Source organism: Dactylosporangium sp. CA-092794, from assembly GCF_050948465.1.
Classification (GTDB): Bacteria; Actinomycetota; Actinomycetes; order Mycobacteriales; family Micromonosporaceae; genus Dactylosporangium.
In genome coordinates, this window is the sequence record NZ_CP192044.1 from 7,405,165 (window position 1) to 7,430,698 (window position 25,534).

Consider the following 25,534-nt stretch of genomic DNA (forward strand, 5'->3'; position numbering starts at 1 on the left):
CGTGGGCGCCCCCGCCGCCGGGGCGCCCACACCCCGCGAACCGTGTGAGGCCCTCGTGTACCTGTCCACAGTGGACAAACCGGCGACCGCCGCCGCACCGGCGCCGGTCAAGGCCCGCATCGCCGCGACGGTGCTCGCCCTCGGCGCGGTCAGCCTGATCACCGACGTCTCGGCCGAGATGGTCACCGCGATCCTGCCGCTCTACCTCATGCTCGGCCTCCACCTGGGCCCGCTCGGCTACGGCGTGGTCGACGGCCTCTACACCGGCGCCACCGCGCTGCTGCGGCTCGTCGGCGGTTACCTGGCCGACCGCGTCCGCCGCCGCAAGGCCGTGGCCGCCGTCGGCTACGGCATCTCGGCGGTGGCCAAGCTGGGCCTGCTGGCCGCCGGCTCCTCGGTGCCGCTGCTCAGCACCGTCATCATCGCCGACCGCGCCGGCAAGGGCCTGCGCACCGCCCCGCGCGACGCGCTCATCACCCTGTCGACCCCGCCCGACCGCCTGGGCCGCGCCTTCGGCGTGCACCGGGCGATGGACAGCGCGGGCGCCTTCGCCGGCCCGCTGGTGGCCGTGGCCGTGCTCACCGCGTCGGCCCAGTCCTACGACGCGGTCTTCGTGACCAGCTTCTGCATCGCCCTCCTCGGCGTCTTCGTCCTCCTCACCTTCGTCCCCGACCACCGCGGCCCGTCCTGGCCCGCCCCCACGACACCGCCGCCCACGCCGAGCCGCGCGCCCACCCCGAACGGAACCGCCGCAGCCCGAACCCGCACCGCCACAGCGACCGCCACGGACCCGGACAGCCCCACCGCGACCACGGACAGCACCACCGCAGCCGCGGTCGGCACCGCCCCGGCCACGGACGGCACCGCCAGCACGCCGAGCCACACCGCCGCAAGCCCGCACGGGACCGCCACGGCCGTCGCCGCCGACGGCACCGCCACCACGCGGAGCCACACCGCCACGAGCCCGCACCGCACCGCCACGGACGCGGACGGCGCCGACGCGGACCCGGACCGGATCGTCGCGGACGCCAACGGCGCGCCAGCGGGCCGAGACGATGGTGGCAAGCCGACCGCGCGAGCCGCGCTGGCGCTGCTCGGCAGGCGCGACTTCCGGCTCGTCGTGCTGGCCGCCACCGTCATGGGCCTGGCCACCATCGGCGACGGCTTCGTCTACCTCGTGCTGCAGCGCCACAACGACCTCGCCGTGGGCTGGTTCCCGCTGCTCGCCGTCGGCACCAACCTCGCCTATCTCCTCCTCGCCGTGCCCGCCGGGCACCTCGCCGACCGCATCGGGCGCGGCCGCGTCTACCTCGCCGGCTTCGCGGCCCTCGTCGCCGTCTACCTCATCCTGGCCGCCGGCCTCGGCGGCACCGGCGCGCTCGTGGTCACGGTGGCGCTCTACGGGGCCTTCTACGCGATGACGGACGGCGTGCTGATGGCCGTGGCCGGGCCGCTGCTGCCCGAAGCGCTGAAAACCACCGGCATCGCCCTGGTGCAGAGCGGTCAGTCCCTGGCATACCTGGCCTCCTCGGTCCTCTTCGGCGCCGCATGGCAGCTGTGGGGCCCCGGACCGGCGCTGCTCGCCGCGGCCGGGACCGCCGTCGCGGCCCTCTGGCTCGTTGCTTCCATTCTCCTGCGAGGTACGACAAAAAATGCGTAAGATCTTATGGACGTCGATTGCTGTCGTGGTGCTCGCGGGCGCGGCCGCCGGCTATGTCCACCGCGCCGCGCACCGCAACGACGCCGCGGCCGCGGCCGCCGAGGCGGTCGACATCTCGCCCGGCCCGAAGCTGCTCGTGCGCAGCACCGCCGACGGCGCGATGGGGCACCTCGCCGTGGTCAGCGCCGCCGACCCGCGGGGGCCGCGCAAGACGTCGGCGGTGAGCTGCAACCGGGTGTACGCCGCCGCCGGCACCGCGATCTGCCTACGCCCCGACGGTCCGCTGGCCACCTACCAGATCGCCGTGCTCGGGCCGCACCTGCAGGAGCTCGACAGCTACCCGATGGTCGGCGTCCCGAACCGCGCCCGCGTCTCCGCCGACGGCCGGCTGGTCACCTGGACCGCGTTCGTCACCGGCGACTCGTACAACGGCGGGCAGTTCTCCACCCGTGTCGGCGTGCTCGACACGCGCACCGGCGACCTGCTGGTCGACACGCTGGAGTCGTTCGCGCTGACCCGCGACGGCCGGCCCTACCAGGCCGCCGACGTCAACTACTGGGGCATCACGTTCGCCCGCGACGACACGACGTTCTACGCCACGATGTCGACCGCCGGCCATCGGTACCTCGTGCGAGGCGACCTCACCGCGCGCACCGTGCGCACCCTGGCGGAGAACGTCGAGTGCCCCTCGCTGTCGCCGGACGGCACGAGGATCGCCTTCAAGCAGGCGGTGGACGGCGACCCGGTCAAGGGCTGGCGCCCGGCCGTGCTCGACCTGGCCACGCCGCACCCGACGACGCTGGCCGAGACGCGCTCGGTGGACGACCAGATCGCCTGGCTCGACGACCACACCGTGATGTACGCCCTGCACCGCGACGCCGACCACGCCGACGTATGGTCCCTGCCCGCCGACGGCGGCGGCGCCCCGGCCCTGCTCGTCCCGGACGCCGAGTCACCGGCCCACCTGAGCTGAGGCCGATGGGCTAGGCTGCGGAGCGCGGCTCGCACCCGACCATGCACGAGGGAGAGTACGGCGGATGACGACCCTGCTGACACTGGAGAGGCGGGTGGGCAGTCTGGAATCGATGGCCCACCAGCAGCAGCTCATCAATGGCGACGTCGCGGAGACGCTCACGTATCTTCGGGGCGCGATCGGTGAGCTGTCGCAAGAGGTGCGGGGCCTGAAGTTCGACATGAGGGAAGTCAAGGCCACGCAGTCCGAGCACAGTGAACTGCTTCGGGCGATCTTGGCCAAGCTCGACGAGCGCTGACCCCGGGTTCTCATCCAACGGCCCAGCTCTTCACCCATGGAGAGCTGGGCGGCTCCGTGAGCGGCGGGCGCGGTGGCAGACTGGCCCAGTGCGGATCACGACCCTGGGCGAGCTGGCTGTGGACGGCAACCCGGTGCGCGGGGAGCGCCTCGCCGCCGTCGTCCGCGCCCTGATCGACGCCCGCGGCCGCACCGTCACCCCGGCCGGCCTCGCCGAGGCGGTCTGGGGCGGCACACCGCCGGAGGACGCGCCCGGCGCCGTCCACGCGCTGATCGGCCGCGCCCGCAGGCTGGGGCTGCCGGTCGCCGCGGCCCCCGGCGGCTACCGGGTTCCCGCCGAAGCCGTCGAGCTGGATACGGTACTGGTCAAAAGCCGCCTCGGCGAAGCCCGCGCCGCGCTGCACGGCGGACGGCCCGGCGCCGCGACCGAGCCGGCCGGCGCCGCGCGGGAGCTCTTCCCGGCCGTGCCCGAGCTGGACGATCCGGCGACCGCCGCCCTGTTCGCCGAGGTGGCCGCGGTGCGGGCGGAGGCCGCGCTGGCGCTCGGCGAGCCCGCCGACGACGCCGACCTGCGCCGGCTGGTGGAGCGCACCCCGCCGCACGAGCCGTCCGCCGCCCTGCTGCTGCGCGTGCTCGCCGCCCAGGGCCGCCACGCGGAGGCCATCGACGTGGTCGAGCGGCTGCGGACGGCGCTCGCCGAGGCGTACGGTACCGATCCGTCACCCGTGGTCGCCGAGACCCACCTGGCGCTGTTACGCGGCGAGCTCGGCCCGGCCCCCGACGCGAGACCGCAGGCCGCGGAGCCCGTGCCGACGCGGGCGGTCCGGGCGCTGCCGGTGGCGTGGCGGCGGGCGGCCACCCCGATGCTCGGCCGCGAGGACGACGTCGCCGTGGTGCGCACCGCCCTGCAGCGGGCCCCGCTCGTCACCGTCGTGGCCGCCGGCGGCGCGGGCAAGACCCGGCTGGCCGCCGAGGTGGCCCGGCGCACGGTCTCCGACGGCACACCGGTCTGCGTGGTGGAGCTGGCCGGCCTGCGCACCGGGGCCGAGGTGCTGCCCGCGCTGCTGGCCGCCGCCGACCCCGCGCAGCGGGGCGAACCCGGCGCCCGCACGACGGCCGAGCGCCTGCAGGAGATGACCGGCCTGGTCGTGCTGGACAACTGCGAGCACCTCCTCGACGGCGCCGCCGCGGTGGTCGCCGACCTGGTCGCCGCCGCACCCGAGGCCACCGTGCTGGCCACCAGCCGGGCGCCGCTGGGCCTGGCCGGCGAGGCGGTGCACCGGCTCCGCCCGCTCAGCGACGCCGCCGCGGTGGAGCTGCTGACCGCCCGCGCCGCGGCCGGCGGCGCGATCCTGCCCGATCAGCCCGGGAAGTCCCGAATCGAAGCGGATCTCGTGCTGCGGCTGTGCCACCGCCTCGACAACCTGCCGCTCGCCCTGGAGCTGGCCGCCGCCCGGCTGCGGCACATGCCGATCGAGGACGTCCTGGCCGGCCTCGACGACCGGTTCGGGCTGCTCGACGACGCGCTGCGCGGCCTGCCCGAGCGCCACGCCGGCCTGTGGGCGATGGTCGACTGGAGCCGGGAGCTGCTCGGCCCCGACGAGCGGCGGCTGCTGGAGCGGCTCGCGGTGATCCCCGCGCCGTTCACCGCCGAGGCCGCCGAGCGGGTGACCGGCCTGCCCCGGCAGCGACTCGCCGTCCTGGTGGAGCAGTCGCTGCTGACCCTGCAGCAGGGCGACGACGGCGCGGCGCGGTACCGGATGCTCGAGACCGTCCGCGAGTACGGCGAGGCCCGCCTCGACGCGGCCGGCGACCGCGGCGCCGCCCTCGACGGGCTGGTGGCGTGGGCGCGCGACGAGGCGGTCCGGCTGCACACGATGATCCAGGGCCCGGGCCAGCTGGCCGCCTACGCCCGCTGCGCCGCGGAGCAGGACAACTTCGTCGCGGCGCTGCGCCGGGCGGTGGGCCACGACCCGGCGGCCGCCGTCGACGTGGCGGTGGCGCTGTTCCACCTGTGGACGGTGCGCGGCCTGCACGTGGAGGTGGTCCCGTGGGCGGCCGCGGCGCTGCAGGCCGACGACCCGGTGGCCCGGCGGGAGGGCACGCTGATCCGCGACGCCGACCCGGACCGGCTGACCTGGCTGGGCGTGCTGACGGCGCTCAACGCGTTCGCCGCCGACGCGCACCGGATCTTCACGATCGCCGCGCGGCTGCTGCGGCGGCTCGCCGAGTGCCGCCCGGGCGAGGCGTCGCCGCGGGCCACCGCGCTGGCCTGGGTCGTGCCGGCCCTCGCGACGCTGGACTTCGAGGGCGGCCTGCGCTCGGCGGACCGGCTGATCGCCCACCCCGACCCGTACGTGCGCGGCTTCGGCCACTGGATGCGTGGCGCGATCCGGGACAACCGCGGCGAGGCCGCGACGGCGCAGCAGCGCATCGCCGACTCGGAGCTGGCGTACCGCGCCTTCGAGGAGGCCGGCGACCACTGGGGCATGGGCATGGCCGCGCAGGCGATCGGCACGCAGGGCGGGCCCGGCGCCACCGAGTGGCTGCGCCGCGGCGCGTGGCACATGGAGCAGTTGGGCGCCGCCGACGACGCCGGCTCGATTCTGGTGCAGGTCGACGTGCAACTGGCCCTCGCCGGCGACGACGCGGCCGCCGAGCGGTTGCGGGAGGTGATCCGCTCGCCGCGGCCGGCCCGCCGGGGGCCGCTGGTCATGGACACCGCCCAGGCCCACCTCGGCCTGGCCGAGCACGCCTGGCTGCGCGGCCGGCCCGGCGAGACGGTGGCCGAGGGCGAGCTGGCGGCGGCCACCGCGGACGCCGTCGGCCGGCAGTGGCCCCAGATGCGGATCGTGTTCGCCGTCGCCGCGGCCGTGCTGCGGCTGCGCGCGACCGGATCGGCCGGGGCCGGGCGGGCCACCGAGCTGCTCGACGGCGTCTGGGACGAGGCGATCTCCTCGATGGACATCCCGGTGCTGGGCTCGTGGGCGCTCGGCGTGGCGGTGCTGGCCGCGCACCGCGGCGAGGCGGACGCGGCCGGGGAGCTGTGGGCGCTCGGCGAGCGCTGCGGCGCCAACGTGATACACCTGCTCAGCCACGACCGCGACGCGCGGCTCGAGCAGGTCCTCGGCGGGGCCGAGGAGCGCGCCGCCCGGCTTGACGCATGGCTCGGGCGGCCGATGACCGAGGTCACCGACCGCCTCCGCGAGCTGGCCGACCGGCAGCTTCACACCTTCCGCCGGTAGGCCCACAGCGCCAGCGGCATGAACACCGCGACCAGCGCCGCCGACCAGCCCAGCGTCCACCACACGTGCACCCCGTAGCCGGGCGTGCCCAGGAACAGCCCGCGCATCGCCTCGACCAGGTGGGTGAGCGGGTTGTTGCGCACGAACCCCTGCATCCACCCGGGCAGGGTCCGGGTCCCGACGAACACGTTCGAGGCGAAGGTCAGCGGCAGTACGACCAGGAAGCCGATGCCCTGCACCGCGCCGGAGGTGCGGGCCAGCATGCCGATGAACACCGGCGCCCAGGACAGGGCCAGGCCGAACACGACGGCGAGCAGGCAGCCGGCGACCGCGTGGACCACATCGGTGCCGACGCGGAAGCCCATGAGGTAGGCGAACACGAAGGTGGAGATCGACACCAGGACGTACCGCACGACGTCGCCCAGCACCGCGCCGATCAGGGGCGCCGCCCTGGGGATCGGCAGGGACCGGAACCGGTCGAAGATGCCCTTCTCGATGTCGGTGTTGAGGTTCACGCCGATCGAGATCGAGCCCATGGCGATGGTCTGGGCCAGGATGCCCGGCATCACGAACTGCAGGTAGCTGTGGGTGGAACCGGAGATCGCACCGCCGAAGATGTACACAAAAATGATCATGAAAAGACCGGGCTGCACGGTGACGTCGATCAGCTGCTCGGGCGTGCGCATGGTCTTGATGAGGCTGCGCCGGGTGAGCTCCAGCGAGTGCCGCACCAGCTTGAACGGCTTGGGCGCGGGCCGGTTGAGGGCGATGGTGGTCATACGGACACCTCCGAATTGGATACCTCGGCAACTGGCTTCTTGGACGTGAGGGAGAAGAACACCTCGTCGAGCGAGGGCAGGTGCAGGGAGAGCTCGGTCACGACGATGCCCTCGGCGGTGAGCCGGGCGACCGCCTCGGCCAGGGCCATGTCGCCGGCGACGGGCACGGCCAGCACGCCGGCGCGGATCTGGTCGGCGGGGGTGCCGGACGAGACGCCGGTGAGGATTTCGGCGGTACGGGCGAGGTCGCGCGCGTCGGCCGGGCGCACCTCGAGGGTCTGGCCACCGACGATGCGCTTGAGCCGCTCGGGCGTGTCGTGGGCGATGACCCGGCCGTGGTCGATGACCGTGATCTCGTCGGCGAGTGCCTCCGCCTCCTCGAGGTACTGCGTGGTCAGCAGCACCGTGGACCCGTCGCGCACCAGGGTGCGCACGACGTCCCACATGTCCTCGCGCTTGGCCGGGTCGAGCCCGGTCGTCGGCTCGTCGAGGAAGATCACGTCGGGCCGGCCGACGAGGCTCGCGGCCAGGTCGAGGCGGCGGCGCATGCCGCCGGAGTAGGTCCTGGCCGGCCGGTCCGCGGCCTCGGTCAGGTCGAACCATTCCAGCAGCTCCGCGGCCCGGGCCTTGGCGGCGCTCCGGCCGAGGTCGAGCAGGGCGCCGAAGAGCACCAGGTTCTGCCGGCCGGTCAGGTCCTCGTCGACCGAGGCGTACTGCCCGGTGAGCCCGATCGCCGAGCGCACCCGCTGGGCCTCGTGGACCACGTCGTAGCCGCCGATGCGGGCCCGGCCGGCGTCCGGGCGCAGCAGGGTGGACAGGATGCGCACGGCGGTGGTCTTGCCGGCGCCGTTGGGGCCGAGCACGCCGTGCACGGTCCCGCGCGGGATGGCGAGGTCGACGCCCTGCAGGGCCCTCGTCTCCCCGAAGTGCTTGACGAGGCCCTCGGCCTCGACCATCAGATCGTTCGTCATGACCAGAACGGTCCCCGGCGGCGCCGACATGGACCCGACACGCGACCGACACGCCCCGACACGGGCCGGATGTGCGTGCCGCCGGTACCGTGGCGGCTCATGAGCACTACCGAGGTCAACACCGGCCGGCGGGCCGCCCAGAAGGTGGGGCAGCTGATCGGCCGGGTGCTGCTGCGGATGCAGGCGGGCGAGCGCCTCCCGCAGCTGCTGACGCGCCCCGAGGAGGAGGCCGCGGTGATGGACTGCGCGCTCTACGTGCGCGGCGCCCGCCAGCCCGGCCGCCCCGCGTTCGCCGACGCCTACTCCGCGGCCCGCCGCCGGCGCAACGGCTTCGTCTGGCTGGGGCTGTTCGAGCCCGGCTGGGCGCAGTTCACCGCGATCGCCGAGCTGGTCGACGTGGACGAGGCGACCGTCGACAAGACCCTCGCGGTGGACCGGCGCCCGGCGATCGAGCGGCGCGGCGATGTGACGGTGCTCACGCTGCGTACCGCCCGCTATGTCGAGCACGCCCAGCTGACCGAGACCTCCGAGGTGGTCGACACCGGCGCGGTGACGCTGCTCATCGGCCGGCACTTCGTGGTGTCGGTGCGCCACGGCGGGGCCGGCGCCCTGGCCGACGTGCGCGAGCAGCTGCAGCAGCGGCCGGCCCTGCTCGGGCAGGGGCCATGGGCGGTCGGCCTGGCCGTCGTCGAGCGGATGGTCGGCATCTACGACGACGTCGCCGGCCAGGTCGAGCAGGACGTCGAGAAGCTCGAGGAGACGGCGTTCCTGCGCCAGGGCGGCTGCGACGTGCAGCAGATCTACCAGCTCAAACGGGAGCTGGTCGAGTTCAAGCGGGCGGTACTGCCCTTGCAGCAGCCGCTGCGGCAGCTGACCGCCACGTCATCCGACGTGCCGCCGGGTCTGCGACAGTACTTCTCCGACGTGTACGGCAGGCTCAACCAGGTGGTGGAGCGGGTCGGGTCCTACAACGAGCTGCTCGACTCGATCCTGCAGGCCCGGCTCGCGCAGGTCGGGCTCGACCAGAACAATGACATGCGCAAGATCGCCGCGTGGGCCGCGATCGCCGCGGTGCCGACGGCGATCGCCGGCATCTACGGCATGAACTTCGACCACATGCCCGAGCTGCACTGGCGCTTCGGATACGGGCTGGTGGTCGGTCTCATGGCGACCGCGATGGTGATCCTGTACCGATCGTTTCGCAAGTCCGGCTGGCTGTGACAGCGGTAAGAGGAGCCATGACCACCACGCCCGAATATCTGCTGCCGGCCCGGGTCGACAGCCCCGCGCCGAAGGAGCGCCCCGGCGGGCCGCTCGGCCGCTGGCTGCTGGAGCACCGCGTCGCCCCGGTCGGGCCGGAGAGCGACGAGGCACATGCCAAGCCGCAGGCCTGGTGGAAGGTCATGTCGCTGACCGGCGTCGACTACTTCTCGACGCTGTCCTACCTGCCGGCCATCGCCGCGCTCGCCGCCGGCGCCCTCTCGCCGCTGGCCACCCTGCTCATCGTGGCCCTGACGCTGCTGGGCATGCTGCCGATGTACCGGCGAGTGGCCAAGGAGAGCCCGCACGGGCAGGGCTCGGTGGCGATGCTGGAGCACCTGCTGCCGTTCTGGCGCGGCAAGATCTTCGTGCTGGTCCTGCTCGGGTTCGTGGCCACCTCGTGGATCATCACCATCACGCTCTCGGCCGCCGACGCCTCGGTACACATGATCGAGAACCCGGTGTTCCCGCACTTCCTGCACGGTCACGCGGTGATCATCACGATCGTCCTGCTGCTGATCCTGGGCGGGGTGTTCCTGCTCGGCTTCAGCGAGGCCGTCGCCGTGGCGATCCCGCTCGTGGGCGTGTTCCTGCTGCTCAACGCGGTCATCGTGGTGGTCGGGCTGGTCGACGTGTTCACCACCGCCGGGGCGCTGTCCGACTGGCGGCACGCGCTGACCGCCGAGCACGGCGGCGGGTTCGGGCTGCTGCTGCCGGCGATCGTCGCGTTCCCGTCGCTGGTGCTGGGCCTCTCGGGCTTCGAGACCGGGGTCAGCATGATGCCGCTGGTGGCCGCCCACGGGGCGACGGCGGCCGAGCGGCAGGCGTCGCGGCTGCGCAACACCAAGAAGCTGCTCACCACGGCGGCCGCCGTCATGTCGGTGTACCTCGTCGCCACCAGCTTCATCACCACGGTGCTGATTCCGCAGGAGGCGTTCGAGGATGGGGGTCCGGCGGCCGGCCGGGCCTTGGCGTACCTGGCACACGAGAAGATCGGTGAGGCCTTCGGCACCGTCTACGACATCAGCAGCGTGCTGATCCTGTGGTTCGCCGGTGCGTCGGCGATGGCGGGGCTGATCAACATCATCCCGCGGTACCTCCCCTCCTATGGCATGGCGCCGGAGTGGGGCCGCGCGGTCCGCCCGATCGTGCTGGTCTACACCGCGATCAGCGTCGGTATCACGATCGCGTTCGGCGCCGACGTCAACGCCCAGGCGGGCGCCTACGCCACCGGGATCCTGGCCATGATGGTCTCCGGCGCCGTCGCGGTGACGATCTCGGCGCTGCGGGCGAAGCAGCGGGTCGCCGGAGTGCTGTTCACGATCCTCACGCTGATTTTGTTGTACGCCCTGGGCGCGAACGTCGTCGAGAAGCCCGACGGCATCCTCATCTCCGCGATCTTCATCGCCGGCATCGTCGTGGTCTCGCTGATCTCCCGGGTGAGCCGCACCACCGAGCTGCGCACCGACGCGATCGAGTTCGACGAGACCGCCCGCCGCTTCGTCACCGAGTCGATCCGCAACGACGGCGAGCTCAACATCGTGGCCAACCGGCGGCAGGCCGGCGACCGGGCGGAGTACGAGGGCAAGGAGTCCGAGCAGCGGGGCCTCAACCCGGTGCCGCGCCGGGCCGACGTCATCTTCCTGGAGATCACCGTCGTCGACCCGTCCGCGTTCAGCGGCACGCTGAGCGTGCACGGCCACGACATCGACGGCTACCGCGTGCTGCGCGCCGACAGCCCGGCCGCGCCCAACGCGCTCGCGGCGATCCTGCTGGCCCTGCGCGACGCGACCGGGGTGCGCCCGCACGCCTACTTCGAGTGGGCCGAGGGCAACCCGCTGGGGCACCTGTTCCGGTACCTCATCCTGGGCCGCGGCGACACGGCCCCGGTGGTCCGCGAGATCATCCGCGCGGCGGAGCCCGACCCGGCCAAGCGCCCCGGCATCCACGTCGGCGGCTGAGCGGCGCGGAAATGGGCGCGCGCGGTCCGGCCGGGCGTACTACTGTGTACGCGACTCGGGGGAGGCTGCAAATGCGCGTGTCCACGCAGGTCCGGCTGGTCCACTGGTCGGTCACCCTCGCCGCGGCCTTGCTCGCGGTCGACGTCGCGCTGTCCGCGGCCGCTCTGATCCACCTCAACCGGCAGCACTTCCGGCTCGTCTCGGAGAGCCAGCTCGTCCAGGTCCACACCGACCTGCTCAACAACGCCGGCACCGCGGCCGCCGGGGTGATCGTGCTGGCGGTGCTGGCCGTGTTCATGCGCCGCCCGTCCAACAGGGTGCGCGCCGCGGTCTGGATCATCGCGCCGGTGCTCGCCCTCACCGTCCTGTGCTTCCTGGTCGGCGGCCCCGAGTGGGCGGTGGCCCCGACCGGCGAGGAGCCGGCCGCGCTGCGGGCCGAGTATGCGCAGGCCGTGCCGGACTGGTACACGGTCCCCCACGGCACCGCCGGGCTGGTCGCGGCCGCCCTGCTGATCTTCGTGGCGGCGTTCATCGCCCGGGCCGACCTGCGGGAGTACTACATGGACGGCGGCGACGCGGGCGAGCGGTACCGCTCGTGGGTGGAGCGCACGGGCGGACAGTGAGCTTTCGGGGGTACCCCCGAAAGCTTTAAGGTGTCGCCGTGAGCGATCCATCGCCCCCGCCCGGTCCCGCGCAGGGCCCGCGGCCGCCGGCCTGGAACCGGCCCCAGCCGCCACCACCCCCCGCCGCCCCGGCGCCGCCCCTCCCCGCGGCGCCACGCTCGGTGCCCACCGGCGGATACGGCGTCCCGCCCGGCCCGCAGGTGCCGCTGGCCCGGCGCATCCCGGACAACCTGCCCTTCGTGGCCCGGCCGAGCGGGGTCAAGCGGGCCCTGGTGCTGGTGCCGATCGGGCTGCTCGCGCTGTTCATCATCGGCTGCCCGGCCACGCTGGTGCTCACCGCGGACGGTCCCGACCACACCAGCGGCGACATCGTGGCCCTGGTCGCGATGCTCGCCTGCCTGGCGATCGTGCTCGCCGGCGTGATCGTGCTGCAGATCTTCCTGGTCACCTCGGGCGGGCCGGTGCTCGCGGCCGGGCCGGCCGGGCTGTGGATCAAGACCCGGCCCACCCGCGGGCAGGCGATCTGGCTGCCGTGGGAGGCGGTCGAGCAGGTCCGCCGGCGGCGCTGGATGCTGGAGAAGATGGTCGTGGTCAAGCCGCGCGACCCGCGGATCGAGGGCAACCTCGGGGTCTTCACCGCCATCGACTCGGCGGCGCTGAAGCTGTTCTACGGGTCGGGCTTCACGGCCACCCTCAACTTCGCCGACCGCTCCGAGGACGAGATCCTCGCGGCGCTGCGGGAGTACAGCGCGGGCCGGACGGCGTTCAACATCTAGCCTGCGCCGGCCGCCCGGGCGCTCGCGCGCCAGCACCGCGAAGGCCTCCGCCGCCGCCGGGATCGCCGGCGGAGCGTTCCCCGCGGCCGCTGTACGAAAAGTCGGGCGCTCCGCGCCACGACTTTTCGGATTTATACCCCGACAGGGCATATGTCCGACTCGGCGACCGCTTCGCGTGTGCGTCAGATCACGGGATGGCGCCGGGGCCGCACGTTGTACATTCGTTCGAACCTGGCCGGGCTCGCCCCGGTCCTGGTGCTGCCGTGGCTTTTGGGTTTTGCGCCCGACTCGCGGCGCGCGGGTGCCACAAAAATGTCAGACCCGGCGACTACGCTCGCGGGCAGCACGGAGAACAGGACCACTGGGGAGACGAGCCGAGTTGACCGCACAACCCGAGACCTTGTATGGAGCTGACGACCTCACGCTCCTCGAAGGGCTGGACGCCGTCCGCAAGCGTCCGGGCATGTATATCGGCTCGACCGACAGTCGGGGCGTCGCCCACCTGTTCAACGAGATCGTGGACAACTCCACCGACGAGGGCATCGCCGGGCACGCCACCCGGGTCGAGGTGACCCTGCACGCCGACGGGTCGGTCCAGGTCGACGACGACGGGCGGGGCATCCCGGTCGACATCCACGCCAAGTCCGGCATGTCCGGCGTCGAGCTGGTGCTGACCCGGCTGCACGCCGGCGGGAAGTTCGGCGGCTCGGGATACAAGACCTCCGGCGGCCTGCACGGCGTCGGCGCCTCCGCGGTCAACGCGCTGTCCACCCGCTTCGACGTGACCGTGCGCCGCGACGGCAAGGTGCACCACATGGCCTTCCAGCACGGCGTGCCGGGCGACTTCGACGGCGCGGGCGCGTCGGCGAAGTTCACCCGCCGGGGCGGGCTCACGGTGCAGGGCCGGATGAAGAAGGGGTCGCCGACCGGCACCTCGACCCGCTACTGGCACGACCCGCGCTACTTCGAGACCGGCGCCGCGCTCGACCCGGAGGCGGTGCGGGCCAAGCTGCGCAACACCGCGTTCCTGGTGCCCGGCGTGACCTACGTGCTCAAGGACGCCACCCAGGGCTCGATCACCACCGAGACCTTCCACTACCCCAACGGCCTGTCCGACATGGTGGAGTTCCTCGCCCCGAGCGGCGACAAGCCGGTCTGCGGCACGCTGCTGATCAACGGCGAGGGGCACTACAAGGAGAACGCCGCCGACGAGAACGGCGTGATGAAGGCCAACGTCGAGCGCCGCGCCGAGGTCGAGATCGCGCTGCGCTGGGGCACCGGCTACGACCGGGTCGTCGAGTCGTTCACCAACACCATCCGCAACATGCACGGCGGCACGCACCGGCGCGGGTTCGAGCGCGGCGCGCTGCGGGCGCTGACCGAGGTGATCCGCAACACCCGCGGCCTGCTGCGGCCCAAGGAGGACCTGCCGACCCTCGACGACGTGCTCGAGGGCATGACCGCGGTCATCCACGTGCGCATCCCCGAGCCGCAGTTCACCTCGCAGACCAAGGACGAGCTGTCCACCGCGCCGGTGACCCGGGTCGTGCAGCAGGTGGTCGAGCAGCAGCTCAAGGCCTGGGTCGAGGCGCGCAAGACGAAGGTCGAGGCGCGCACGGTGCTGCAGAAGATCGTCGACGCGGCCCGGGTGCGGCTCACCCAGAAGCAGCAGAAGGACGCGGCCCGGCGCAAGACCGCCCTCGAGGGCGCGTCGATGCCGGCGAAGCTGGTCGACTGCCGTTCCACCGGCGTGCAGCGCAGCGAGCTGTTCATCGTCGAGGGCGACAGCGCCCTGGGCACCGCCCGGATGGCGCGCTCGTCGGAGTATCAGGCGCTGCTGCCCATCCGCGGCAAGATCCTCAACGTGCAGAAGGCCAACATCCAGCAGGTCCTCGACAACGCGGAGTGCTCCGCGATCGTCCAGGTGCTCGGGGCCGGCTCCGGGCGCACCTTCGACCTCGAGGCGATGCGCTACGGTCGCATTCTGATCATGGCCGACGCCGACGTCGACGGCTCGCACATCCGCACGCTGCTCATCACGCTGTTCGCGAAGTACATGCGGCCGGTGATCGCCGACGGCCGGCTCTATGCCGCCGTCCCGCCGCTGCACAAGATCGTCACCAAGGGCCGCAACCCGGAGACGATCTACACCTACACGCAGGCGGAGATGACCAGCACCGTGGCCCGGCTGGAGCGGGCCAACCGGCAGGTCGTGACGCCGATCCCGCGGTTCAAGGGCCTCGGCGAGATGGACGCCGACGAGCTGTGGGAGACCACGATGAATCCGGCCACCCGGGCGGTGCGGCGCATCACGCTCGACGACGTCGAGGCCGCCGAGGAGGTCCTCGAGCTGCTGATGGGCGAGCGGGTCGAGCCCCGCCGCAACTGGCTGATCGACGCCGCGCCGCGGGTCGACCAAGAGACGATCGACGCCTGAGACCGGAAGGCCACCACTGCACCATGGCACGCAAGACGACCAAGGCGACCAAGGCCGACCTGTCCGCTTTCGATCAGGCGGGCGCGCGGGTGCTCAACAACCCGCTGACCACCGAGGTGGAGGACTCCTACCTCGAGTATGCGTATTCGGTCATCCACTCCCGGGCGCTGCCCGACGCCCGCGACGGGCTCAAGCCGGTGCACCGCCGGATCCTCTTCTCGATGAGCGAGCAGGGGCACCGCCCCGACCGGGGGCACGTGAAGTCCTCCCGGGTCGTCGGTGACGTGATGGGTAAGTACCACCCGCACGGCGACAGCGCGATCTACGACGCCATGGTCCGCATGGCGCAGGACTTCTCGCTCAACGTCCCGCTCATCGACGGCCACGGCAACTTCGGCTCGCCCGACGACGGGCCGGCCGCCTCGCGATACACCGAGGCCCGCATGTCCCGGGAGGCGATGCTGCTCGTCGGCGAGCTCGACGAGGGCACCGTCGACTTCCGGCCCAACTACGACGGCTCGCTGGAGGAGCCGGCGGTCCTGCCCGCCGCGTTCCCCAACCTGCTGGTCAACGGCTCGTCCGGGATCGCGGTCGGCATGGCCACCAACATGATCCCGCACAACCTGGCCGAGGTGGTGGCCGCGGCCCGCTGGCTGATCAACCACCCGACCGCGTCGCTGGACAAGCTCATGGAGTTCGTCCCCGGCCCCGACCTGCCCACCGGCGGGCTGCTGCTCGGCCTCGACGAGGTGCGCAAGGCCTACGAGACCGGCCGCGGCGTGGTGCGCATGCGCGGGCGGGTCGAGATCGGACTGCTGGAGGGCAGCCGGGGCCGGCAGGCGATCACGGTCGTCGAGCTGCCCTATGGCATCGGCGCCGAGAAGGTCATCGAGAAGATCACCGACGAGGTCAACAAGACGAAGCGGCTGCAGGGCATCGCCGACGTCAAGGACCTCACCGACCGGGAGAACGGCACCCGCCTGGTCATCGAGTGCAAGGTCGGCGTCAACCCGCAGGCCCTGCTCGCCGACCTCTACCGGCTCACCCCGCTGGAGCAGTCCTTCGGCGTCAACAACCTGGTCCTGGTCGACGGCCAGCCGCAGACCCTCGGGCTCAAGCCGCTGCTCGAGGTGTTCCTGGAGCACCGCTACGAGGTGGTGACCCGGCGTACCCGGTTCCGCCGGCAGAAGCGCCTCGACCGCCTGCACCTCGTCGACGGCCTGCTCATCGCCCTGCTCGACATCGACCGGGTGATCGCCCTGATCCGCGAGAGCGAGAACGCGGCCGCCGCCAAGGCCGGCCTGATCAGCGAGTTCGGGCTCACCGAGATCCAGGCCACCTACATCCTGGACACCCCGCTGCGCCGGCTCACCCGCTACGACCGCATCGAGCTGGAGGCCGAGCAGGAGCGGCTCAACGAGGAGATCACCGCGCTCAGCGAGATCCTCGACGACGAGAAGGTGCTCAAGAAGGTCGTCTCCGACGAGCTCGCCGCCGTGGTCAAGGAGCACGCCCAGCCGCGGCGCACCACGCTCATCGACGGCGACCTCAAGGAGGTGCTGGCCGCCTCGGTGCCCGCCGGCCCGCTGGAGGTCAACGACGACCCGTGCCAGGTGCTGCTGTCGGCGACCGGCCTGGTCGCCCGCACCGCCGCCGAGTCCGAGGAGGCGCCGGAGGGCAGCCGTAAGGCCGGCCGCGACAAGCACGACACGGTCCGCGCGATCGTGCACACCACGGCCCGCGGCCAGGTCCTGCTGGTGACCAGCCGGGGCCGCGCCTTCAAGGTCGACGTCCTGCCGCTGCCGGTCCTGCCCGAGCAGCCCGGCACGGTGTCGCTGCGCGGCGGCATGTCGTGCGCCGAGCTGGTCCCGCTGGAGTCCGGGGAGCGGGTCGTCACCCTCGCCCCGCTCGCCGACCGCGACTCCGGCTCCCCCGGCCTCGCCCTGGGCACCCGGGCCGGCGTGGTCAAGATCTGCGCTCCGGAGTGGCCGGTCCGCGCCGACGAGTTCGAGGTCATCGGCCTGCGCGACGGCGACGAGGTGATCGGCGCCGGCTGGCTCACCGACGGCACCGAAACCCTGGCCTTCGTCAGCTCCGACGCGTCGCTGCTGCGCTTCCCCGCCTCGCTGGTCCGGCCGCAGGGCCTGAAGGGCGGCGGCATGGCCGGCATCAGCCTGGCGCCGGAGACCGAGGCGATCTTCTTCGGCGCGGTGAACACGAAGGACCCGCAGCACGGCGAGCCGATGGTGGTCACCGCGACCATGGGCAACGCGAAGGTCACGCCGCTGCGCCTCTACCCGGCCAAGGGCCGGGCCACCGGCGGCGTCCGAGCGCAGCGCTTCCTCAAGGGCGAGTCACACCTGGTGCTGGGCTGGGTCGGCCCCCGGCCCGGCGCGGCCAACGCCAAGGGCGATCCGCGCGACCTGCCGGCGCCGGACTCGCGGCGCGACGGTTCCGGTGCGCAGCTGCGGGCGCCGGAGCTCGTGGGGCACCTGGTCGAGCGGAGCTGACTCTCCGGCTGCCGCCCTCCGGGCCGGGCCGGGGGCACCCGGGGGGCCGGGGCCGGGGGGCACCGTGCGCCCCTGCCACGGCGTTGGCGAGTGGTCCTGGTCGTGGGGCAGGTGCCGGCTGCGTTAGTGGCGGGCACGGCGGGCGTCCTGGGCGGGCTTTGACTGCCGCTCACCGCCCCCCGGCGACCGGCCCCGCCTGCCCACGGCCTTCGCGCAGTGGTCCAGGTCGTGGGGCAGGTGCCGGCTGAGTGGGTGGTGGGCGCGGCGGGCGTCCTGGGCGGGCTTTTGACTGCCGCTGACTGGCCGTCGACCGACCCGGCCCGCCGCAGCCTTCGCGCAGTGGTCCGGGGCGTGAGGCAGGTGCCGGCTGCGTTAGTGGCGGGCACGGCGGGCGTCCTCGGGGGCTTTGACCGCCGCTGACTGGCCGTCGACCGATCCCGCCTGCCACCGCCTTCGCGTAGTGGGCCCGGTCGTGGGGCGGGCGCCGGCTGCGTGAGCGGTGGGCCGCGGCGGGCGTCCTCGGCGGGCCCTTACTGCCGCTCACCCCCGTCGACCGACCCCGACGCGCGCCGGGCGGGTGCTGGCCGGCCAAAACTCTCCGCGATCATGCAGAACTCATCGTCGCACCACGAGTTTTTCATGATCGCGGAGTGAAACTGCACCTGGGAGTACATTTTCGCTCCGCGATCACGAAAAACTCGGTGTTTTCCGGTGGGGCGCGCATGATCACGGAGAGTTGTAGCTGCTGGGTCCGGGTCAGGCGTGTAGGGCGTTCACCAGTTCGGCGGCGGTGCGGTCGCACGCGGTGCGGAGGTCTGAGAGTAGGGCTCGGCCGCGGTCCAGGTCGCCGGTGCGGGCGGCGTGGTGGATTTGTTCGCACAGCACGGCCAGCTGGATGGCGCCGACGGTTTCGCTTGAGGTCCACAAGGTTTCGGCGGCGGAGGCGGCCTGGCGGGCCTCGCCCCGGCGGAGGGCGGCCTGCACGCGCATGCGCCAGGACGGGAGTTCCGCCAAGTATGTCTCCACCACCGTTACCACCTCCTTGTGGTCGCCGTCCAAGGTTCGGCTCAGGCGGGTCAGGGCGGCGGGGCGGACCACCGGGGTTGGTGGGGCGGGCGGCGCTGCCTCGCGGTGGCCCTGGGTGGCGGCCACGATCGCGGCGCGCAGGTGTTCCAGGTCCAGGGGCTTGGTGAGGAAGCCGTCCATGCCGGCGGCGTGGCACTCCTGGCGGTGGCCAGGTGAGGCGTCGGCGGTCACCGCGATGATCGGGGTGTACCGGGGCGGGTCCAGCTGCTGCTCGGCGCGCCGGATCCGCCGGGCCGACTCCACGCCGTCGATGTCGGGCAGGTGGCGGTCCATCAGCACGACGTCGTAGGCGCCGTTGAGCACGGCGTCCACGCCGGACTCGCCGTCGGTGACCACGTCCAGGCGGTGGCCGAGGCGGGCCATCTGGCGCTGGGCCAGGATGCGGTTGACCGAATTGTCCTCGACCAGCAGCACGTGCAGGGTGCGGTCGGCGGGCTCGGGGCCGGGGAGCGGGTCGGGGGTCAGGACCTCGGTGCCGAAGGCGGCGTCGAGCGCGATCACCGTGCCGCGCTCGTCGCTCCGGGATACCGTGAGCGTGCCGCCGAGCTGGCGGGCCAGGCGGCGGACCAGGAAGATGCCGACGTGCTGGGGGTCCGCGGAGAGCACGTCGGCGGCGGCGGTGTACTGGCCCAGGGCCTGCTCGTTCAGGCCGGGGCCGTCGTCGGAGACGGTGAAGCGGACCCGGACCGGGGTCTCGTTGAAGGCGCTGAGCCGCTCGGCGTAGACCTGCGCGTGCCGGGCACCGTGACCGACGGCGTTGGCGACCAGCTCCGTGAGCAGCAGCCGCAGGGCGTGGACGTCGCCGTGCAGCACGGACGGCAGGTACGGGTTGGCGTCCACCACGACGGCGGCGGTGCGGTCGCCGGCCTCCAGCGCGATCTCGCGCAGCAGGTCGTGCGGGCCGAACGGCTGGGGCGGGGCGGGCGCCTCGCCGGTCAGCAGGCGCAGCAGCACGGTGAGCCGTTCGCTCGCGGCGAGCAGCTCGTCGCCGCTCTCGCGGGCGTCGTTGACCAGGTGGCGGGTCTCGCCGTCGAGATCGGTGCCGGACAGCAGCTCCAGGAAGCCCAGCAGCGAGTGCAGCGGCGTGCGCAGGCCGTGGCCGACCGCCCGGGCCAGCAGCCGACCGGTCGCCGCGACCGCCGGATCATCCTGCGACATCACGACCATCCCCCAAAGCTCGTCGGAAGCCGGTGGCTCCCGACGGGCTCATCGGCGGGGGCGGGACGGATCTGAGGGCAATGCCGGGATGTGGTCGTCCACGAGGTCGAGCAGGCGGCCGATGTCGACGGGCTTGGACACGAACGCGGTGGCGCCGGCCTGGGTCAGGCGGCGTTCGGTGCCGGGGGCGAGGTCGGCGGTGACGATGATGACGGGGGTGTCGCGGAGCACCGGATCCAGGCGGAGCGCGGCCAGCACCTCCTCGCCGCTGCGGCCGGGCAGGTGCAGGTCCAGCAGCACCAGGTCGGGCCGCTGCTCGACGATGAGGTCCAGGCCGGTGTCGCCGTCCGGGGCGACAAGCAGCCGGGCGTGCGGGCGCCGGCCCAGGATGCGGCGCATGAGCATGACGTTGGAGGAGTTGTCCTCGACGTAGACGATGGTGTGCGTCGTGCCGCTCCCGGACTCGTCGGCCGGCGGGGCCGGTGGCTCGTCGGGCAGGCCGGCGGGGGGCGCGGCCATGGGCAGGTCGACGTAGAAGGTCGAGCCGACGCCGAAGACGCTGCGTACGCCGATCCGCCCGCCCATCGCCTCCACGAGGCTGCGGGTCAGGGCCAGGCCGATGCCCGAGCCGTCGACCTCCGAGCGCTCCGCGCCGATCCGCTCGAAGGGCAGGAACACGTCGTCGAGCCGGTCGGCGGGGATGCCCCGGCCGGTGTCGGACACCTCGATGCGCAGCCAGCCGTGCGGGGCCGGCAGGCGCGGCGGCGCCTCGGTGGTCAGCTCCGCCCAGGCGATGCGGACCTCGCCGCCGTCGCGGTTGTACTTCACCGCGTTCGACAGCAGGTTGACCAGCACCTGCTTGAGCCGCTGCCGGTCGGCCACCACCGGGCGCCCGGCCGCGTCGCCGCGGGTGCGCAGCGCGACCCGGCGGCGGGCGGCGTCGGCGCGGACCAGCTCCAGGCTTTCGCGGGCGGTGTCGTCCAGCGTCACCGGCTCCATCGACATCGACAGCCGGCCGGACTCGATCCGGGACACGTCCAGGGCGTCGTTGATGAGGGCGAGCAGGTGCCGGCCGGCCCGGGCGATCATCGTCAGGTTCTCCGCGTCCTCGCCCTGCAGTTCGGCGTACTCCAGCAGCTGGGTGAAGCCGAGGATCGCGTTGAGGGGCGTGCGCAGCTCGTGTGACATGCGGGACAGGAACTCGCTCTTGGCGCGGCTGGCCCGCTCGGCGATGTCGCGGGCGTGCTCGGCCTCGTCGCGGGCCTGCTCGGCCGCCTCCCGGGCGGCCTGCACGTGCGCCTCGGCGGCCTTGCGCTCGCTCACGTCGTGCAGCACGCCGGAGAAGCCGGCCAGGTCGCCCTCCGCGTCGAACACGGCGCGGCCCTTGACCTCCATCCAGCGCACGTCGCCGCCCTGGGCGAGGAAGCGCACCTCGCGCACACCGGGCGTGCCGGCCATCGCGGCGGCCATGTGCTCCATCGCGAGGGCGCGGTCGTCGGGGTGCACGTTGGCGAGCGGGTCGGCGCCGACGGTGTTGGCGACCGGGTTGCCGGTCAGCTCGTACCACGCCTTGTTCACGTAGGACAGCGTGCCGTCGGGGCCGATGCGCACGATGACGTCGCCGACCTCGTCCAGCACCGAGCGGTACCGCAGCTCGGAGGCCTCCAGCCCGGCGATGGCGCGCTGCGCGGCGATCGCGCTCGCGCACAGCTCCCCGAACGGGGCCAGCAGCTCCTCGATGCCCTCCGGCCAGCCCGCGTGCCCGTCCAGGCCCTCGAACCGGGCGGCGCCGATGAGCCGGTCGGCCACCCGCAGCGGCACCAGCACGACGTGCTGCGAGCCGTCGCCGGCGAACCAGCGGTGGGCGGGGCCGGGCTCGTGCACCGCCTCCAGCGGCACGGTGCGCCGCTCGGCGGGCAGCGGGTCGATGCCCGGGGCCCGCCACTCCTGGCTGACCTCGAGCTGCCGGTGCCCGGGCGTGATGCGCCACAGCGACGCCCGGTCGCCGCCGACGACGGCGCCGACGTCGGCGAGCGCGCGGCCGAGCGCGGCGTCGACGTCGTGCGGGGCGAGGTGGACGAAGCCGATCGCGAGCCGGGCCAGCAGCGCGCTGAACTCGGCGCGCTCGTCGGCGGTGATCGGGCGCGGATGGTGTACCGAAGGCCGGAAGACGCTGGTCACGGTCGACTCAATCGACCAGCGCGGGGCGAATCTGAACACGGCGTGGCGATATTCACACGCCGGTGGGCTCAACCGGGCGCGCGAGAGGACCGATGGGGGGTCATTGCCGCGGCCGCGGGGGCCGCGGCAGCCGCCCGTGGAGGGGATCGCATGGCCAAGGCCGACGAGGTTCTGCAGGCGTTCGACGAGGTCATTTCCGATGGGGTACGCCGGGGTATGCTGCACAACGTCGCGGAGGACGAGCGGCTGGACGGCCGGCTGGTCACCCTCGGCGGGCGGCCGGTGGTCAACTTCGGCTCGTGCAGCTACCTGGGGCTGGAGACGCATCCGGCGCTGCGCGCGGGCGTGGTCGACGCGGTCGAGCGCTACGGCACCCAGTTCTCCTCGTCGCGGGCCTACCTGTCGGCGCCCGGCTACGCCGAGGCCGAGGCGGAGCTCGCGGCGCTGTTCGGCCGCCCGGCGATCCTCACGCCGAGCACCACGATGGGGCATCTCGCCGCCCTGCCGACCGTGGTCGGCTCCGACGACGTGCTGCTGCTCGACCACCAGGTGCACCACAGCGTGCAGACCGCGGCGAAGCTGGTCCAGGCCCAGGGCGCCCGGGTCGAGCTGGTGCCGCACAGCGACCTGCGCACGGTGCGGCGGCGCATCGAGGAGCTGCGCCGGTCCCACCGCCGGATCTGGTATGCCCTGGACGGCCTCTACAGCATGTACGCCGACTTCGCCCCGTTCGAGGAGCTCGACGCGCTCGTCGCCGAGCACGGTCAGCTGTGGCTCTACGTCGACGACGCCCACGCCTTCTCCTGGACCGGCCGGCACGGGCGGGGCCGGGCGCTGGACGCCCTCGACCCGGCCACTCTGGAGCGCAGCGTCGTCGCCGGCTCGCTGAACAAGTCCTTCGCCGCGGCCGGCGGCGCGGTCACGTTCCCCGACGCGGAGCTGCGCCGGCGGGTGTTCACCGTCGGCGGCCCGCTGATCTTCTCCGGCCCGGTCCAGCCGCCGATGCTCGGCGCGGTCCTGGCCAGCCTCCGGCTGCACCGCACGCCGGAGGTCGCCGCCCGGCAGGAGCGGCTGCTGGACGTGATCCGGCTGTTCAACCGGCTCGCCGCCGAGCGGGCGCTGCCGGTGGTGAGCCTGAGCGAGGCGCCCATCCGCTGCGTCGGGGCGGGCCGGCCGCAGGTGGCCTACAACCTGACCGGCCGGCTGCGCGACGCGGGCTACTTCGTCGACACGGCCACCTTCCCGGCCGTGGTCGCGAAGCGCTCCGGCGCGCGGATCGCGCTGACCGCCCACCACACCGACGAGGACGTCGCCGGGCTGGTGGACGCGCTCGCCGACGCCCTGCCCCGGGCCCTGGCCGAGGAGGGCGACAGCGTGGAGACGCTGCGCCGGGCGTTCCACCGGCAGCTGGCCGGCCGCCCGATCGGCGCGCCGGAGCAGCCGCTCGTACAACGCCAGCCGTTGTTCCTCGAGCACCACACCACGATCACCGCGATCGAGCGCGGCGAGTGGGACGCCATGCTCGGCGGCCGCGGCGCCTTCGACTGGCAGGGCCTGCGCGCGCTGGAGGACGCCTTCGGCCAGGTCCGGGACCTGCAGCCGGAGCACCGCTGGCGGTTCCACTACTGGCTCGTGCGCGACCCCGCGGCCGGCGGCCGGCCGGTCGCCGCGACGTTCTTCACCACGGCCGTGTGGAAGGACGACATGCTCGCCGCGCCGCACGTGTCGGCCGAGATCGAGCGGCGGCGGGGCGCCGACCCGCGGTACCTCACCTCGACCATGCTCGGCATGGGCTCGCTGCTCAGCGAGGGCGACCATCTCTACCTGGACCGCACCCGCGACTGGCGGGCGGCGCTGCGGCTCATCCTGGCCGCGGCCCGGGCCGAGGAGGACGCGGCGGGCGCGGCCGGCGTCGTGCTGCGCGACCTGCCCGACGGCGATCCCGAGCTGCACGAGGTGCTGCTCGGCGAGGGATTCGCCCGCGTGCCGTCGCTGGACACCTGGACCCGCCCGATCGACTTCGCCGACGACGAGCAGTTCCTGGCCGGGCTGCCCAAGAAGGCGCGGTACCACCAGCGGGTGAACGTGCTGGCCTGGGAGGACCGCTACGACGTGCGCCGCTACCCGGGCGGCAGCCCCGAGGCGGCGCTGCTCGGGCCGCGGGAGCGCGACCACCTGTACCGGCTGTACCGCAACGTGCACGCCCGCAGCCTCGAGCTCAACGTGTTCCCGCTGCCCCGGCGGCTGCTCGACGCGCTGCTGCACCGGCCGGGCTGGGAGCTGGTCGCGCTGTCGCTGCGCGAGGCGCCGGCCGAGGGCCCGGTCGCGTTCGCGATGCAGCACATCGGCGCCGACCACGTGCAGCCGCTCTTCGTCGGCCTGGACTACCGGTACGTCGCCAGCCACCACGCCTACCAGCAGACGCTGTGGCAGGCGGTGCGCAGCGCCCAGCGGCACGGCGCCGGCCGGGTGTTCTACGGCATGAGCGCGGACCTGCAGAAGGCCCGGTTCGGCGCGGTCCGGGAGAAGCGCTGGGTGTACCTGCAGTCGACCGACGGCTACCAGCTCGACGTGGTGCACCAGCTCGGCGAGCAGCTCGCCGTCCCGGCCGCGTGAAGTAACCGGCAATGTCGACCTAATTAGTGGACAAAATCGGGTTCGATCGGCAAACTGCTCTGCATGGACCCACTGTTGGCGTTCGCCGGGCTCGGGGTCGGCGTCGTGGTCGGGCTGACCGGCATGGGCGGCGGCGCGCTGATGACGCCGATCCTCGTGCTGTTCTTCGGGGTGCCGCCGCTGGCGGCCGTGTCCAGCGACCTGGCGGCCAGCGCGGTCATGAAGCCGTTCGGCGGGTTCGTGCACGCCCGGCGCGGCAGCGTCAACTGGGGGCTGGTGCGGTGGCTGTGCCTGGGCAGCGTGCCCAGCGCCTTCCTCGGCGTGCTGCTCATGCGGGCGATCGGCGACGGGGACCGGGTCCAGGACGTGGTGCGCGTCGCGCTCGGCGTGGCGCTGCTGCTGGCCGTGGCCGGACTGATGATCAAGGCGTACCGCAAAGACGAGACGGGAGGCGCGGGGGCGGCCCCGGCCATTCGGGTCCGGCCCGTGCCGACGCTGCTGCTGGGCGCGCTCGGCGGGCTGGTGGTCGGCATGACCTCGGTCGGGTCCGGTTCGCTGATCATCGTGATCCTGCTCGCGCTGTATCCGGCGCTGCGCCCGCGGGACCTGGTCGGCACCGACCTGGTGCAGGCCATCCCGCTGGTGCTCTCCGCGGCGCTCGGGCACGCGCTCTTCGGCGACCTGCAGCTCGACCTCGCCGCGGCGGTGCTCATCGGGTCGGTGCCGGGCGTGCTGATCGGGGCGCGGCTGTCCGCCCGGGCGCCAGCCGGCGCGGTGCGGGCGGCGCTGATCGTGGTGCTCCTGGCCAGTTCGCTGAAGCTGTTCGAGGTGCCGACGGATCTCGTGCTGCTGCTCGTCGCCCTGGCCACGGCCGTCGCGGTCGCCGAAGGGGTGAGGCGGCGGGGCCGGACATCCGGGCAAGCTCGGGGCGGCGCGGACGAGCCGGCCCGGGAAGGGGCAGAATCAGGCAGTGGAGTGGTACCACGCTGACTCGCTAGGAG

16 protein-coding genes are annotated in these 25,534 nt (G+C 73.4%); 12 read left to right on the forward strand and 4 right to left on the reverse strand.

The annotated features are described in order from the left end of the window. The first annotated feature begins 55 nt into the window (after positions 1-55). The 4 genes from ACQPXD_RS31560 (at position 56) to ACQPXD_RS31575 (ending at position 6,175) form a co-directional block, all read left to right on the forward strand. The gene (locus tag ACQPXD_RS31560; protein WP_432824968.1) at positions 56-1,660 is read left to right on the forward strand and encodes an MFS transporter; all 1,605 of its coding nucleotides are present in this window, start codon (positions 56-58) and stop codon (positions 1,658-1,660) included. Then, on the forward strand, positions 1,653-2,633 hold the full coding sequence (locus tag ACQPXD_RS31565; protein WP_432824969.1) for a hypothetical protein: 981 nt from the start codon (positions 1,653-1,655) through the stop codon (positions 2,631-2,633). The genes ACQPXD_RS31560 and ACQPXD_RS31565 overlap by 8 nt, the downstream gene beginning before the upstream one ends. A 64-nt stretch (positions 2,634-2,697) precedes the next feature. After that, positions 2,698-2,931: a hypothetical protein gene (locus tag ACQPXD_RS31570; RefSeq protein ID WP_432824970.1), complete on the forward strand. Its 234-nt coding sequence runs from the start codon at positions 2,698-2,700 to the stop codon at positions 2,929-2,931. An 88-nt stretch (positions 2,932-3,019) separates the two neighbouring features. After that, on the forward strand, positions 3,020-6,175 hold the full coding sequence (locus ACQPXD_RS31575; protein ID WP_432824971.1) for a BTAD domain-containing putative transcriptional regulator: 3,156 nt from the start codon (positions 3,020-3,022) through the stop codon (positions 6,173-6,175). On the opposite strand, the gene ACQPXD_RS31580 is transcribed toward ACQPXD_RS31575, so the two are convergent. Together ACQPXD_RS31580 and ACQPXD_RS31585 are read right to left on the reverse strand one after the other, a co-directional pair. After that, positions 6,157-6,954 carry an ABC transporter permease gene (locus tag ACQPXD_RS31580; protein WP_432824972.1) on the reverse strand — a complete coding sequence of 266 codons (798 nt, stop codon included), beginning with the start codon at positions 6,952-6,954 and terminating at the stop codon, positions 6,157-6,159. The two genes, ACQPXD_RS31575 and ACQPXD_RS31580, sit on opposite strands and share 19 nt — an antisense overlap. Beyond that, positions 6,951-7,925, reverse strand: a complete 975-nt coding sequence (locus ACQPXD_RS31585; RefSeq protein WP_432824973.1) for an ATP-binding cassette domain-containing protein — start codon at positions 7,923-7,925, stop codon at positions 6,951-6,953. Before ACQPXD_RS31585 ends, ACQPXD_RS31580 begins: the two co-directional genes overlap by 4 nt. A gap of 99 nt (positions 7,926-8,024) precedes the next feature. Between ACQPXD_RS31585 and ACQPXD_RS31590 the strand changes: the two genes are divergently transcribed. The 6 genes from ACQPXD_RS31590 to ACQPXD_RS31615 all read left to right on the forward strand — a co-directional run bounded on the left by ACQPXD_RS31590 (position 8,025) and on the right by ACQPXD_RS31615 (position 17,492). After that, entirely contained in the window at positions 8,025-9,146 is a 1,122-nt protein-coding gene (locus ACQPXD_RS31590) for a magnesium and cobalt transport protein CorA (RefSeq protein ID WP_432824974.1), read from the forward strand. A 17-nt stretch (positions 9,147-9,163) separates the two neighbouring features. Beyond that, a complete protein-coding gene (locus tag ACQPXD_RS31595) occupies positions 9,164-11,146 on the forward strand; it encodes an amino acid transporter (RefSeq protein WP_432824975.1) in 1,983 nt (660 codons plus the stop codon). A gap of 71 nt (positions 11,147-11,217) precedes the next feature. After that, positions 11,218-11,769: a hypothetical protein gene (locus ACQPXD_RS31600; protein WP_432824976.1), complete on the forward strand. Its 552-nt coding sequence runs from the start codon at positions 11,218-11,220 to the stop codon at positions 11,767-11,769. Between the two features lie 38 nt (positions 11,770-11,807). Beyond that, complete coding sequence (locus ACQPXD_RS31605) at positions 11,808-12,545, forward strand: hypothetical protein (RefSeq protein ID WP_432824977.1); 738 nt, start codon at positions 11,808-11,810, stop codon at positions 12,543-12,545. A 379-nt stretch (positions 12,546-12,924) separates the two neighbouring features. After that, on the forward strand, positions 12,925-14,982 hold the full coding sequence (locus ACQPXD_RS31610; RefSeq protein ID WP_432824978.1) for a DNA gyrase/topoisomerase IV subunit B: 2,058 nt from the start codon (positions 12,925-12,927) through the stop codon (positions 14,980-14,982). A gap of 23 nt (positions 14,983-15,005) precedes the next feature. After that, a complete protein-coding gene (locus ACQPXD_RS31615) occupies positions 15,006-17,492 on the forward strand; it encodes a DNA gyrase/topoisomerase IV subunit A (protein ID WP_432824979.1) in 2,487 nt (828 codons plus the stop codon). Between the two features lie 756 nt (positions 17,493-18,248). On the opposite strand, the gene ACQPXD_RS31620 is transcribed toward ACQPXD_RS31615, so the two are convergent. Both ACQPXD_RS31620 and ACQPXD_RS31625 read right to left on the reverse strand, forming a co-directional pair. Continuing rightward, complete coding sequence (locus tag ACQPXD_RS31620) at positions 18,249-19,736, reverse strand: response regulator (RefSeq protein ID WP_432824980.1); 1,488 nt, start codon at positions 19,734-19,736, stop codon at positions 18,249-18,251. Positions 19,737-19,784: 48 nt separating this feature from the next. After that, complete coding sequence (locus ACQPXD_RS31625; RefSeq protein ID WP_432824981.1) at positions 19,785-21,917, reverse strand: ATP-binding protein; 2,133 nt, start codon at positions 21,915-21,917, stop codon at positions 19,785-19,787. 150 nt (positions 21,918-22,067) lie between these two features. On the opposite strand from ACQPXD_RS31625, the gene ACQPXD_RS31630 reads away from it, so the two are divergent. Then, a complete protein-coding gene (locus tag ACQPXD_RS31630; protein WP_432824982.1) occupies positions 22,068-24,533 on the forward strand; it encodes an aminotransferase class I/II-fold pyridoxal phosphate-dependent enzyme in 2,466 nt (821 codons plus the stop codon). A 63-nt stretch (positions 24,534-24,596) separates the two neighbouring features. Next, positions 24,597-25,523 (forward strand): sulfite exporter TauE/SafE family protein, encoded by a 927-nt coding sequence (locus ACQPXD_RS31635; protein ID WP_432824983.1) that lies wholly within the window; start codon positions 24,597-24,599, stop codon positions 25,521-25,523. The last annotated feature ends 11 nt before the right edge of the window (positions 25,524-25,534 follow it).